Annotated in this window: 14 protein-coding genes; 10 read left to right on the top strand and 4 right to left on the bottom strand. The window is 64.9% G+C overall.

Going from position 1 to position 13,504, the window contains the following annotated elements; translation table 11 throughout:
* Positions 1-393, top strand: a complete 393-nt coding sequence (locus tag FGL95_RS08400) for a VOC family protein (protein WP_169585747.1) — start codon at positions 1-3, stop codon at positions 391-393.
* On the opposite strand, the gene FGL95_RS08395 is transcribed toward FGL95_RS08400, so the two are convergent.
* Complete coding sequence (locus tag FGL95_RS08395; RefSeq protein ID WP_169585920.1) at positions 381-743, bottom strand: cupin domain-containing protein; 363 nt, start codon at positions 741-743, stop codon at positions 381-383. The two genes, FGL95_RS08400 and FGL95_RS08395, sit on opposite strands and share 13 nt — an antisense overlap.
* Positions 744-766: 23 nt before the next feature.
* Complete coding sequence (locus FGL95_RS08390; protein ID WP_169585746.1) at positions 767-1,111, bottom strand: nuclear transport factor 2 family protein; 345 nt, start codon at positions 1,109-1,111, stop codon at positions 767-769.
* A gap of 102 nt (positions 1,112-1,213) precedes the next feature.
* Here FGL95_RS08390 and FGL95_RS08385 point away from each other — a divergent pair, with 102 nt between their 5' ends.
* From FGL95_RS08385 to FGL95_RS08355, 7 genes are all read left to right on the top strand, one after another.
* A complete protein-coding gene (locus FGL95_RS08385) occupies positions 1,214-4,429 on the top strand; it encodes an ATP-binding protein (protein WP_169585745.1) in 3,216 nt (1,071 codons plus the stop codon).
* Positions 4,413-4,811 (top strand): SRPBCC family protein, encoded by a 399-nt coding sequence (locus tag FGL95_RS08380; protein ID WP_169585744.1) that lies wholly within the window; start codon positions 4,413-4,415, stop codon positions 4,809-4,811. Before FGL95_RS08385 ends, FGL95_RS08380 begins: the two co-directional genes overlap by 17 nt.
* Positions 4,812-4,870: 59 nt before the next feature.
* Entirely contained in the window at positions 4,871-6,340 is a 1,470-nt protein-coding gene (locus FGL95_RS08375) for an APC family permease (protein ID WP_169585743.1), read from the top strand.
* Between the two features lie 69 nt (positions 6,341-6,409).
* On the top strand, positions 6,410-6,697 hold the full coding sequence (locus FGL95_RS08370; RefSeq protein ID WP_169585742.1) for a hypothetical protein: 288 nt from the start codon (positions 6,410-6,412) through the stop codon (positions 6,695-6,697).
* 42 nt (positions 6,698-6,739) lie between these two features.
* Positions 6,740-8,512 (top strand): N-acyl-D-amino-acid deacylase family protein, encoded by a 1,773-nt coding sequence (locus tag FGL95_RS08365; protein ID WP_169585741.1) that lies wholly within the window; start codon positions 6,740-6,742, stop codon positions 8,510-8,512.
* The gene (locus FGL95_RS08360; RefSeq protein WP_169585740.1) at positions 8,509-9,111 is read left to right on the top strand and encodes a TetR/AcrR family transcriptional regulator; all 603 of its coding nucleotides are present in this window, start codon (positions 8,509-8,511) and stop codon (positions 9,109-9,111) included. Before FGL95_RS08365 ends, FGL95_RS08360 begins: the two co-directional genes overlap by 4 nt.
* A 20-nt stretch (positions 9,112-9,131) precedes the next feature.
* A complete protein-coding gene (locus FGL95_RS08355; protein ID WP_169585739.1) occupies positions 9,132-9,929 on the top strand; it encodes a crotonase/enoyl-CoA hydratase family protein in 798 nt (265 codons plus the stop codon).
* A gap of 5 nt (positions 9,930-9,934) precedes the next feature.
* On the opposite strand, the gene FGL95_RS08350 is transcribed toward FGL95_RS08355, so the two are convergent.
* Entirely contained in the window at positions 9,935-10,846 is a 912-nt protein-coding gene (locus FGL95_RS08350; protein WP_169585738.1) for an oxidoreductase, read from the bottom strand.
* A 77-nt stretch (positions 10,847-10,923) separates the two neighbouring features.
* On the opposite strand from FGL95_RS08350, the gene FGL95_RS08345 reads away from it, so the two are divergent.
* Together FGL95_RS08345 and FGL95_RS08340 are read left to right on the top strand one after the other, a co-directional pair.
* Entirely contained in the window at positions 10,924-11,523 is a 600-nt protein-coding gene (locus FGL95_RS08345) for a TetR/AcrR family transcriptional regulator (protein WP_169585737.1), read from the top strand.
* A 21-nt stretch (positions 11,524-11,544) separates the two neighbouring features.
* Entirely contained in the window at positions 11,545-12,717 is a 1,173-nt protein-coding gene (locus FGL95_RS08340) for a protein kinase domain-containing protein (RefSeq protein ID WP_169585736.1), read from the top strand.
* Here the strand turns inward: FGL95_RS08340 and FGL95_RS08335 are convergent, their stop codons facing one another.
* Positions 12,718-13,461, bottom strand: a complete 744-nt coding sequence (locus FGL95_RS08335; RefSeq protein ID WP_169585735.1) for a hypothetical protein — start codon at positions 13,459-13,461, stop codon at positions 12,718-12,720.
* Positions 13,462-13,504: the final 43 nt, after the last annotated feature.

The following is a 13,504-nucleotide window of genomic DNA, read 5'->3' as shown; positions in this document are numbered from 1 at the left end:
ATGCCCATCACGGCGACGGAGCTCGCGAGTATTCGCTATATCGTCGACGACGTCGAGGCTGCGGTCGAGTTCTACACCACACACCTCGGATTCACCGTCAATCATGATGCCCGACCAGCGTTCGCCGACGTCGTCCGCGGGCCGATGCGGCTACTCCTGTCCGGGCCGATCAGTTCGGGTGCCCGCCCGATGCCCGACGGAGTGACGCCCACTCCGGGCGGCTGGAATCGTATCCACCTCATCGTGGACGACTTGAGCGCAGAGGTCGCACGTTTGCGCGACGCCGGCCTGACATTCCGCAACGACATCATCAGCGGACCGGGCGGACAACAGATCCTCTTACTTGACCCCGCGGGCAATTTCGTCGAACTTTTTCAACCTCACTTGGCGTAGTTGCTGGCTCCCCACCAGTCGATGACGACGACGTCCTCGTCGCCTACGACCCAGGCGTCGTGACCAGACGGGAGTGCGGTGACTTGGCCAGGGACAGCGTCGAATTCGCTGCCGTCAGCCATCACGACATGCAAGGTGCCGGCCACGTGGTACTGGAAGTGCGGCGCTTCGCACAACTCGGTGCCTGCCAACGGTTTGACGTCGTTGGACCATCGCCAGCCGGGATGTAGCACGAGGCGACCGATGTCGGCGCCCTGCACCTTGACCAGCTCCATCTGCCCGTGTTCGAAGGTGCGGGTCTCGTCGGGGCTCGCGAAGTCGCGCTGTTCGTAGGTGTGCGTATGAGTCATGTTGTCGGTCATCGTCGTTCCTTCTATTCGTCCCAGACCTGAACGCCGACTTCGCGCCCGATTCGGCCGTCGGCGATGTGGAGAATGGCTGAGCACAGCACGCGGCTGCCGCTCGGGTATTCGCAGCGTTCGGTGAATGCCACCATGTTGTCCTCGCTGATGAGGTGCTCGATACGGTGCGTCATGTCGCGGCTGCAGACGTCGGTCAGGTAGTCGGCGATCTCCGCGCGCCCGCGCAACACGCGCGGTTTGCTCGGCGGGTTCAGGTGGTCGACCAACTCCAACTCGGCGTCGTCCGCGTAGAGGTCGATCAGATTTGCTGCGTCGCGTTCTTCGATGCTGCGGCGCAAGGTGGCGACGTCGAACATGTGGCACTCCTTCCGGTCCGGGCCACCGATCGCGACCCGCTGACAGAAAGCATCCGCACGGTCCGTCAAACGATCGTCAAGCGGCTACAGTGAGTTGTCGAAATGGTGCACATGCTGCGGATATACGCCTTCGGAGCGCTCGAAGTCGAACTGGATGGCGAGGCGCTGACCCTCCCACCCGGTTGGCGCGTTCGGTCGTTGCTCGCGTATCTCGCGCTGCACCCGGGTCGACATCCCCGCGGCCGACTTGCCGGACTGTTGTGGCCCGAAGTAGCGGACGCCAACGCCCGCGCGAGCCTCCGCAGCGCCGCATGGGCGTTGCGCGCGGCGTTGGGGCCGGCCGCCGACGTCCTGCACGGCGACAGGGACTCACTAGAACTCGGTCCCGAGCAACTGTGGGTCGATGCGCTCGAGTTCGACCGGCTGTGCAAAGCCGGTCGAGCAGACGACGCGGTCGCGATCTGCCGAGCAGAGTTGCTCGCCAATCACGACGAGGAATGGGTCCTGGCGAGCCGTGACGAATACGGTCGGCGGCTCGCGACCGCGCTTGCGGCACTGGCGAGTTCGGCTGAGTCCGCTGACCCGGTCGACGCGGTCGAATGGGCGCGGCGACGCGCAGACCTGTGTCCGCTCGACGAAGACGCGGGTTACGAGCTGATTCGGCTGCTCGGCGTCGTCGGCGATACACCCGCCGCCTTGGTGGCTTTCGCGAAGTTGCGGGCGTCGCTGCAGGCCGAACTGGATATAGAGCCTTCGGCGGCCACAGTCGCGTTGGTAGATCAGTTGCGTCCCACCCCTCCTCCAGCCGCTATTGTCCAGATCGACACTGCACCAACTTTTTTCGGGCGAGCTGACGAACTGCACCGCCTGCGTGACTGCTGGCGACAAGCCAGAACCGGCACTGGCGGGGTCACGTTGATCAGCGGCGACGGCGGAATCGGCAAGTCCCGACTCGCGGAGGAAATCCTCGACACAGCTCGCCTGGACGGGGCCCGCACGGCCGTCTGCGCGCCCGGCGCATTGAGTGGCGCACCGTACGAATTGTGGTCGGAGGCGCTCTCCGAGTTGGTCGACCGCGGCGACCGACCACCCGCCCGCGCACCTTGGGTCGCTGACCTGGCGCGATTCCTGCCTGGCGTCGCCGCGTATCTCGCACCCGACCTACCCCCCGCCTCGGAGACAGCGCCAGCGCACGACCGGGTCCGGTTGTTCGAAGCAGTCGTCGAACTCATCAGCCTGCTGGCAGCCAGAGGGCCGCTGGCCCTGCTGCTGGAAGACGTCCATACGGCCGACGTGTCGAGCCTCGAACTGCTTCGCTACGCCGGACGGCGGCTGGCCCGACTACCGGTCATGGTGATCCTCACCCGTCGCCCCGCGCCGCCACGACCGCAACTCGACGCCGTCTTGGGTGCGCTGCGCGCCAAGGGCGCGCTACGGCTCGAGGTGACCCTGCAACCGCTGTCGCCGAGTGTGATCCGACAACTGGTGCAACAGGTTTCGCAGTTGCCCGAGCCGCTGGAGTCACGGATCGTTGCGGTGGTCGACGGCAATCCGTTGCTGGCGGCGCAGACAGCGAGACACGTCGCGCAAGGTTGCGGCGACCCCGCCGACGGACTTCGCGTCGCAACCCGGACCGCGCTCGCGCGTCTCAGCGACGCGAGCCGGCTGTTCGTGGAGTTGGTCGCGACGAGCGGGCGCGACGTCAGCAGGGTCGAGGTCATGTCACTGCCATTGCTGACCGACCCTGCCATTGCGGCAACGGAATCGCTCGGCGCCGGACTGCTTCGGGTCCGCGAGGCCGCGATCGGCTTCCGGCACGAGTCGCTTCGTCAAGCGGTGTACGACGATATCCCCGAGTTGCGTCGAGCCCGCTTGCACGACGCGCTGGCAGGCGCGATGCGCCGACGCGGCGGGACCGACGACCGTCGTCACGCCGCAGAATTGGCCCGACACCTGCAACTGGCCGGACACCACCAATCGGCCGCTGCCCAGTTTCATCGCGCCGCCGCAGCGGCCAGAGCGGTCGCCGCCATGCCCGAAGCGGCTGAATTTCTGCAGCAGGCAAGCGAATTGACTCCTGACGATGCAGATGTGCTGATCGAGCTTGCCGAGGTGCAGGCATGGCGCGGCTTGCTGCCCGAATCCGACGACGCGTTTCGACGAGCATTGAGTGCCATCGCGCCGACCGACGTCGGCGGGCAGCTGACCGCATGGCTGCGACGTGGTCGCTGGCTGCGCGGCGGTATCTGCCACCCACGCGAAGCCAGGCGGTCCTACCTCGCCGCGTTGGACGTCCTGGACCGTGATCCAGATACCGACCCCCGACTCCGCGCCGAAGCGCTCGCTGGTACGGCTTGGGCGGAATCGGTTGCGGGCGATCCGATCACGGCCAACAATCTGCTCGTTCAGGTCGACGCGCTGACCCACAACCTGCCTGTCGACAACCTGCTGACCCACGATGTCGGTGTGGCTCGGGCGCATGCGCTCCTGCGAGCGGGAAAGTTCACCGAAAGCTACGGTCCGCTGATCGCCGCAGCCGCGGCAGCCGGACGCGCAGGTCGACCCGACATGGCGTATTCCTGCTTGATCAATGCTGCAAGCGCCGCCGCCTGCGCAGGCGCGCTCGACCGGGCGCTGGACTTCGTCGACCGGTGCTATCCCCAGGTCGTCCCGAACGGGCTTGCTCGGCTCGTCGTCAACACCTACACCGGACGGGCGGCCATTCTGCGACGGATGGGCCGCACGACCGAGGCTGCGGAAGCGCTCCGACTGGCGGCCGACACCGCAGACCGTCTCGGCAGCACAGCGCTCGACGGCCTCGTGCATTTCGAACGCGGCCTGCTTTCGCTGACCACGGGCGAATTCGCCGACGCTGCAGCCGAATTGGGGTCCGCACTCGACCAGCCGGACGCGCCGATCAGCCGCCCACTCGCCCGCCTTCATCGTGCAGAGGCGCTGGCGCGATCCGGACGCTGCGTCGAAGCGCAGGCCGAAATTCGTTCCGTGGCAATGGAACCGATGACGGGCAGCGACTTCCCCGACACACTTGTAGCCCGAATGAACCGGATCGAAGCGCTGATCGCCGCAGACGCAGGAGATCTCGAGCTCGAGACATCGCGGCTTCAGCAGGCTGCCGACGGCTGGCAACGACGTATCGCGCAGCCCGCATCAGGTGACCGCTACGTCGCCAACCTCATCGACCTCGGGGCACCGCCCCTGTCCTCGCTCGTCGAGCCGGACCGCGAATACCGAACTGTCATGGCCGAACTGGCCGCCATCACCGAGCGCTTGCGGAGCAACGATGCCCACCTTCGATGATCACACCCACTCTTCAGCCGCACCCGAGGCGGTCTGGAAACTGCTGTACGACCCGACCCGCTTCACCGAATGGTGGGTCGGCGTCGAAACCGTGTCCTCGCGCGTCGACGACCCCACCTACACCATGTATCCCACCGGCTACCCCGACTTCCCGATGCCCCAGACATTGCGAGCCGACCCGCCCAAACAACAGGTGAGCATCTCCTGCCTCGTCTCCGACCTCCAATTCGTCTGGCAGCTAGGTCTCGCCGACGACGGCCGATCCACCGAAATCCATGTGCACGTGGACATTCCCGACGCCGAAGCCGCCCGGCTCGACGCGCAACGCGACATCATCCACCGATCGCTCGGCAACCTCGCCACATTGGCCGCAGATTCCTGACCGAGTGGATTTGTCGACTATCGCCACATAGTCCCTCAATAGGGACTACCGTTTCGACGATGACGGCTGAGAACGTTCTGAATGCGGAGTCGGCGGACGACGAGAGCCGGCATGCGGGCTACGAACCGGAGCTGAAACGAACTCTCGGGCCATTTCAAGTTTTCGCGGTCTCGTTCGCGTTCATCTCGGTCGCGGTCGGCATTTTCGGTACTTACGACGACGTGCTGCAGAATTCGGGCCCGGTCGGAATATGGCTCTGGCCGATTGCAGCGGTCGGGCAAACGTTGATTGCGTTGGTCATCGCCCAGTTCGCTGCTCGTATCCCACTGAGCGGTTCGTCCTACCAATGGGCGTCGCGGCTGGCCAACCCGAAGGTCGGCTGGTTGTTCGGCTGGCTGAGCTTCTGCTACCTGGCGTCCGGAGTGGCGACCGTCGACAATGCGTTGGCGAGCGCAGCGCTGATGCCGTTGCTCGGAATGGAGCCCAACGAGGACACAGCGCGCATCCTGACTCTCGTCGTGCTCGTTATGCAGGCCGTTCTCGTCGTGTTGTCGACACGGCTGGTCGGCCTGATCACGTCGGGTGCGGTGGGGCTCGAATTGGTGATCGTCGTCGTATTGACGATCGCGCTCATCGTCGCCGTGCTGGTCACCGGTGATGGCGATGTCAGCAACTTGACCTCCCGCGGCATAGCGGAGGGAGCACCGAACTATTTCGCGATCGGCGGTGGGTTGGCTGCCGCGATGATCATGGGGCTCGCGACGCTCGTTGGTTTCGACTCTGCGGCGAACATGGCCGAAGAGGCGAAGGATCCCTTCCGGACGGTCCCTCGCGCGATCGTCGGGTCGGTCGTAGCGGCCAGCCTGCTCGGACTTGTGTTCGTCGTCGTGCTGACGATCGCGATCAAGGACATCCCCCGAGTCAGCGCCACCGACTCCCCCGTTGCATTGATCTTGCGCGATCAACTTGGTCCGGTGATGGAGCGATCACTCCTGGTCGCGATCGTGTTCGCCTTCTTCGGGGCCGGACTGGTAACCCTGGCCACCGGCGCCCGCATGGTCTTCGCGATGTCACGCGACGAACGATTCCCCGCACACCGATTGATGCGTCAGGTCAATCCGCGGACCCAGACTCCGATACCGGCGACCGTCTTGATCGTCGTCGTGGGATTCGTTCTCATGGCCGTGTTGCCGGGTGGCGCTCTGCTGGAGTTGCTCACCGTGGGCGGCCTCATCGGGGCATCCCTGTACGGCGCGATCATCGTGCTCTATCTCGCAGTTCGAAAGCGGCTGGGACGTCAGGAAGACGCGTTCGACCTGGGGCGTTTCGAAATGCCGGTCGCGGTCGGCGCTTTGGTGTGGTCGATCGTCGTCGTGTTCATTCTCGTATCGCCTGCAGAGGCCCTTACCGCGGTCGTGATTTCGCTCGGCATTCTCGTCGTAGGCGCGGCGTATCTCGCCTACTTGGTGGTCTTCAAGCGCGAGGTCATGGATACCGAACCCGGCGACGCGGACGTCTTCAAGCATTGATCGAGGGTCGGGATTTTCACCCCTGTGATGCATGGTGGCGAGGGTCTGCACACACGGAACATCATCACCATGCAATTTGCATTCGAAGTGGGTCGTGGACGTGTTCATCGCGTCGACTTCACCCACCACCTGTTTGCTCTTCCGTTCGTCTCGATCAAAGTCGACGGCGTGCCAACGTTTTTCGAATACTGCGGCGCACGAGAACGGGCCAAGACGTACACCGTCGACGTAGGACGGTATGTCGTGCAGATCGAACAGAACTGGAGGAACCCCACGTGGTTTACGGGTTATGCGTTCGCCCGCATGACTTACTCGGTGTACGTCGACGGGGAATTCGTGTGGCAATACGGGAGCTGACGAGCCATTGACACTTAGAGACCGATCTGTTGCTATCTTTCCATGCGATTCGACGTGGTCATCGAGAACGGGCTCTGGTTCGACGGGACGGGAGCGCCGTCGGCGCGGCGGCATCTCGGGCTACGCGACGGGACCGTCGTCGCCGTCTCGGAACAGCCCCTCGACACGGCCGGTGCTCGCGTCATCGATGCGGACGGCAAATGGGTGCTGCCCGGCATGGTGGACATCCACACCCACTACGACGTCGAGGTGCTGCGCGGTCCGGGGCTGGCGGAGTCGGTCCGGCACGGCGTCACGACTATCTTGCTGGGCTCTTGCTCGCTGTCGACCGTCCACGTCGGCGCGACCGATGCCGGCGACCTGTTCGGCCGAGTCGAGGCCATTCCCCGCGACTACGTGATCGACGCCATCGGTGCCCACAAAAGCTGGTCGAGCGCACGCGAGTACGTCGACGCGCTGGAGAGCCTGCCGCTCGGACCGAACCTCGCGGCGTTCATCGGCCACTCCGACATCCGCACGGCGGTCATGGGTTTGGACCGCGCTACCCGACCCGACGTGCGACCCACCCCGAGCGAGCTCGCCCGCATGGAGTCGATGTTGTCAGAAGCACTCAACGCTGGCTTCGTCGGAATGTCCGCGCAGCAGTTGCTGTTCGACAAGCTCGACGGCGAGACCTGCCGGTCACGTACCTTGCCGTCGACGTACGCGAAAGCCCGCGAGCGTCGGCGCCTGAACGCGGTGCTGCGCGAACGGGCGCGAGTACTGCAGGCCGGTCCGGACATCACCTCGCCGAAAAGTGTTGGGGCGATGATCACCTCGACGCTGGGCTGGGGCCGCAAGCCACTCAAGACCAGCTTGCTGTCGGCGGCCGACCTCAAGGCCAACCCTGCGCTGGTTCACATCATGGGACCCATCGCACGCGCGATGAACGCGCTCGGCGGCAACTTCCGCTGGCAGCACCTGCCGGTGCCCTTCGAGGTCTACGCCGACGGCATCGACTTGGTGATCTTCGAAGAGTTCGGATCCGGTTCCGCCGCATTGCATTTGCGCGACCAGGTAGAGCGCAACGAGCTGCTGCGCGACGAGGAGTACCGCCGCCGCTTCCGCAAGGACTACGACCGCAAGTTCACCCCACATGTCTGGCACCGCGACTTCTTCGACGCGGAGATCGTCGCGTGCCCGGAGCCGGGGGTCGTCGGTAAGACGTTCGGACAAGTCGGCAGGGACCGTGGCGTTCATCCGGTCGATGCCTACCTCGACCTGGTGGTCGAGCACGGCACGAAGTTGCGGTGGCGCACGACGATCTCCAACCACCGGCCGCATCACCTGGACAAGCTCGCGGCCGATCCCGGTGTGCAGATGGGTTTTTCGGACGCAGGCGCGCATTTGCGCAATATGTCCTTCTACAACTTCGGATTGCGGTTGCTGCGTCGCGCGCACGCAGCCGAACAAGCGGGTACGCCGTTCTTGACGCTGGAGCGCGCGGTCCATCGGCTCACCGGCGAACTCGCCGACTGGTACGGAATCGACGCGGGCAGGCTGCGAGTAGGCGATCGCGCCGACATCGTCGTCGTCGACCCAGCACATCTGGACGCCTCGTTGGACGAGTACGCCGAGGAACCGGTCGAGCAATACGGTGGACTCCGTCGCATGGTCAACCGCAACGACGATGCCGTGACTGCAGTGTTTGTGGCGGGACGCCAACTCATCGCCGACGGCGAGCCGACGCCGGACCTGGGCACCACACGCAGCGGTCAGTTCCTGCGCGCCGAGGCATCGGCGCCCGCGGCAAGGCTCGATCCGGTCACTGCATGAGCGCCCCGGCGACTCGCCGCACCCAAGCGGAGCGCCGCGCCGACACCATGGGCAAGCTGATCGACGCGACGATCGACGCCATCGCCGAGGTTGGGTACCACCGCACGTCGCTCGGCCAGATCTGTGAGCGGGCAGGCATCTCCCGCGGCGGGCTGTTCCGCCACTTCGACTCGCGCCTCGACGTGGTCGTCGCCGCAGCAGAAGAGGTCGGCCGCCGACACGTCGAGCGCTTCCAGGAGTTGCGGGCAACGGGTGGGGTGACCCGCGCCGCCGACGCAATCTCTTTCGCACGCAGTGAAATTCGTGACCGAATCAACACCGTGTGGTTCGAACTGCTTGTCGCCGCGCGCACCGACCCCGACCTGCGGACGAGACTGGCACCCGTCGCCGAAGCGATGCTCGAAGAGGTCGAGGAACTCGGTCAGCGGTTCACCGACGACTACGGAGTACCGCCTGAACTCGCCCAGCTCATCATCACCTCGCTCATTCACATGTTCGACGGCGAAGCGATCTTCCGGGCGACCTACCCGCGCCCCGCCCTCGAGGAGGCGCGGATGGCGCAAGTCGAGCGACTGCTCGAAGCTGCACGTCGAAAATAGCTCAACGACAGGAGACGCGTGTGTCCACAACCAACGACCAGCCCGCTGTGACGCTCGAACGAATCGGCCATACCGCATTGATCACGCTCAATCGCCCCGACGCGATGAATGCCGTCAACGCGGCTGTGTCGATTGCACTGGGCAACGCATTGGCCGAACTCGCCGCCGACAAGGACTTGCGCGTCGCCGTCGTCACCGGCGCTGGGCGCGCCTTCTGCGCGGGCGCCGACCTGAAAGCCCTTGCCTCTGGCCAGAACATCCTCGACGCCGATCATCCCGAGCGAGGCTTCGCCGGGTTCGTCCAACATTTCGTGGACAAGCCGATCATCGCCGCTGTCAACGGTTTTGCTCTCGGCGGCGGGACCGAGATCGTGCTGGCCTCCGACCTCGCAGTCATCAGTGATCAGGCGAAACTCGGCCTGCCCGAGGTCAAACGAGGTTTGGTAGCGTTGGCGGGCGGCCTGATCAGGCTCCCCCGTCAGATTCCCCTCAAGCTTGCGCTCGAAGTCGCACTGACCGGCGATCCGATCGACGCCGAGACCGCCCTCCGCTGGGGCCTCGTCAATCGCGTTGTGCCACAGGAACAAGTGGTCGAGACGGCGTTGGCCCTCGCCGAGAAGATCGGAACCAATGCACCGCTGTCGGTTCAGGCGTCCAAGCGGATCATCTATCGCGCAGCGGAATACGGGTCCGAGTGGCACGACGACGTCTGGTCGATGAACATGGCCGAGTTCGGACCCGTCCTCCGAAGCGCGGATGCGATGGAAGGTCCCCGCGCATTCGCCGAGAAACGCGCTCCTGTTTGGCGTGGCGAGTAGCGCGCCTACTTGTGCTGCGCGCCGCGAATCGCGTCGACTGGGAACTGCACGCCAGTCAGCTCTTCGGAGGCCGTCCACAGCTTCTTCGCGAGTTCGACGTCGCCTGCCTCACGCGTCCGCCCGACCAGCTTGGGCTTGCCCCGCATCTCGAAAGGACCATCGGGGCCGACGTAGCTGACGCCGGGCAGGTCCTGGCTGACCGCATAGAGAGTCGGCTGGGCTCCCGCTTCCGCGTCTTGGGCGAGCAGCTTGTTGCCAATTGCCATGAGGCCGTTGACGATGCGGTTTCCGGAGTGTGACTGCAAGTTCGTCGCGGCCCAACCCGGGTGCGAATTATGTGCGCGGACAGGCGATCCGGCCTCGTCGAGACGACGTTGCAATTCGAGACTGAAGAGCAGGTTGGCGAGTTTGGACTGCCCGTACGCCCTCGCCCGGTTGTAGTCGCGGGTTTCCCAGTTGAGGTCGTCGAGTTTGATCGTCCCCTGGCGATGCGCCCCGGACGAGACGGTGACGACGCGGTCGGTGATGTTCGGCAGCAGCAGATTGGTGAGCGCGAAGTGGCCCAAATGGTTCGTGCCGAACTGAGTTTCGAACCCATCTTTGGTCTTGCCCTTCGGCGGGACCATGATGCCTGCGTTATTGACGAGCACGTCGAGGGGGCCGGTCCATTCGTCGGCAAAGCTGCGGACCGATGCCAGGTCGGCGAGGTCGAGCTCGCGTACCTCGGTGTTGCCTGCGATCGTGGCGGCGGCGTCCGCGCCTCGTTTGGTGTCACGGACAGCAAGTACGACGCGAGCGCCGACTCGGGCCAGTTCGCGCGCGGTCACCAGGCCGATGCCACTGTTCGCACCGGTAATGACAACTGTTTTGCCGTCGAAGGAGTTGAGCTGAGCTGAAGTCCAGGATGATGTGGTCATGGACCTCAATGTAGGCACTGACAACAAAGTAGTCAATGCCTACATTGCGTCGAGTTTTCAGCTATCCTCTACACACCATGACGTTCACTCGCGCCCGTTCGTACCATCACGGCGATCTGCGCGGCGAACTCCTCGCGCGTGCCGAGGAGACGCTGCGTGAGTCCGGCGTGGACGGCCTGTCGTTGCGGCAACTCGCGCGTGACATCGGGGTCAGTCACGGCGCCCCGAGCAGGCACTTCCGTGACAAACAAGCGCTACTGGACGCGATCGCGTTGGCCGGGTTCGAGCGGTTCGGGGCGTTGTTCACCGACGTGCCTTTGGAAGGATCTTTTCCGCAACGGCTCGAGTCGGTGGTGCGGATCTACGTGCGGTTCGCGACGGAAAATTCCGCGCTGCTGGAATTGATGTTCGCCCGAAAGCACAGTCCGACAGCAAGTTCCGCGTTACCCGCGGCAGCCGAGCAAGCGTTCTTGATACCCGCGGCCTTGGTCGCCGAAGCGCAGGCAAACGGCGAAGTGGTCGCCGGAGACCCGCTGCGGATCGGCGTCGCCGCGTTCGCGACGATGCAGGGCATCGCCACGTTCGTCAGCTCGGGATTCATGACTGCCGAGATGGCCGAGGAACTGCTCGGCGACATCACCACACAGATCTTGAACGGGCTCAGGCCGCGAGCTTGACCCGACGAAAGTGAGTCACAGGTGATATCCACGGGCTCGGTCCTGGCAGGTCGGTACCGGTTGGGCGAACGGATCGGCCGCGGCGGCATGGCCGACGTGTTCCGTGCCGACGACGAGTTGCTCCATCGGCCGGTCGCGGTGAAGGTGTTTCGTCTCGACACTCCCGCCGGTCAGGACCGTCGGCGTATCGACGCCGAGGTTCGGATACTGGCCGCCTTGCGCCACCCTGGGCTGGTCACGGTGTTCGACGCCGGAGCGGTCGACGAGCCCGGTGGCGACACTGCCCCGTTCCTGGTCATGGAATTTATCGATGGGCCCACGCTCGGTCGTCGCCTTGCCGACGGTCCGCTCACGGCCGAGTTGACCGGCCAACTCGGAACCGAACTGTCGACCACCCTCGCGTACATCCACGGCAACGGCGTGGTTCATCGCGACATCAAACCGGCCAACATCTTGCTCGACACCGAGAGCGCAGCGGGAGCCGCCAAACTGACCGACTTCGGCATCGCACGATTGCTGGACAGCACCCGAATCACGATGCACGGCATGGCAATCGGAACAGCCAACTACCTCAGCCCGGAGCAGGCCACCGGCGACCCAGCCGGTCCGCCTGCCGACGTCTACTCGCTCGGACTGGTGCTAATCGAGTGCCTCACCGGCCACGTTGCCTATCCGGGTAGCGGCATCGAAGCTGCGGTCGCGCGCCTGCATCGTCCGCCAATGATCCCGACTGATCACGGTCCGGAGTGGACACGACTACTCACCGCGATGACCGCACTGTCACCCGGTGATCGGCCGAGCGCCGCCGACGTCGCTCACACGCTGGCACGACAGCCGACTCCACCAGGGCCTCCGAGACCGACTGCCACTGCCCTCCTCGACGCGCCCGAGCAGACCACCCCACACTCGAGCCCCCCGTTACTCGGCCGGGTGTCACGTGGCGCCTGGCTTGGTCTGATCGCCGCAATCGCCGCGGTGACCGCTTTGCTGTTGTTCATGGCTTCGACCGCTGACCGGAGTCCCCAGACACCCGGGCCGACCGCGCCGTCCACCAGCACGATCGAGCCGACGACGGTGGACTCGACGGTCGTCGCTCCCCCAGCGCCACCGCCAACGAGCAATCCCGATCACGGTCCAAAGGTGGACAAAAACAAGGACAAAGGGAAAGACAAGAACAAGGGAAACAACAAATAGCTACCAGACGCGATGCCAAGGCTCCGGCGGCGTCCAGTCTTTGAGCACTTCCCTGCCTCGGTCCGCATCCTGGGCCAGGTCCAGCGCCACGAACAACGGCTGCCCGTGGCGCAACGCCGTCTGCACATCCGTCGACACGGTCCGCCATTCGGCGGCCAGCGCCCAGAAAAGATCAGGCAACACCGGCTTTCGCTCGGCATCGATCAGGTTGCTGGACCGCAGGCTCGTCATCACCTCGGACACGGTGCTCGGGGAACGACCGATACGGTCCGCGATTCGCCGAACCCCTTGGGATACATAGGGGTCGAGCAACAACTCCACCGCGACCTCGATGCCACCGCGACCCGAGAAGGGGCTGGTCCGTTGCCCTCTCCCCTTCACCGTCGCGACGTCGGTATCCACGAACAGTCCCGGAGCCGAAAGATGCAGGTGGCCGCGAAGATCCAGCCAACTCCAGCCCGCACCTCGAAGGAGCTCACGCGCGTCGTTGGTGACTCGGTCCGCGACCACGATGCGAATGGCCCGCGAATCAGCAACGCGCCGCTCCCATTTCACCAGCCGACCGGGCAACCCATCCGCCGACGCCAACGAAAGGCGTTTCACCACAATGGGAATGCGCTCGCCCTCGGGAATCACGAGTTCAGCGGTCGATCCCAGCTCGCGCGTATCCACGACCTCGATCCCGACCGTCGCGGTCGCCTCGATCAACGCCGCAATCGGATCCGCCCGCTCCGCCGCCATCATCAGTCGATTGTCCCCTGCGGTCAGGCTGCCGCCGGTGGGAAGT

Origin of the sequence: Antrihabitans stalactiti (assembly GCF_012932915.1) — a bacterium.
In the GTDB taxonomy this organism is placed as follows: domain Bacteria; phylum Actinomycetota; class Actinomycetes; order Mycobacteriales; family Mycobacteriaceae; genus Antrihabitans; species Antrihabitans stalactiti.
This window is presented reverse-complemented; position numbering and strand designations above follow the sequence as displayed.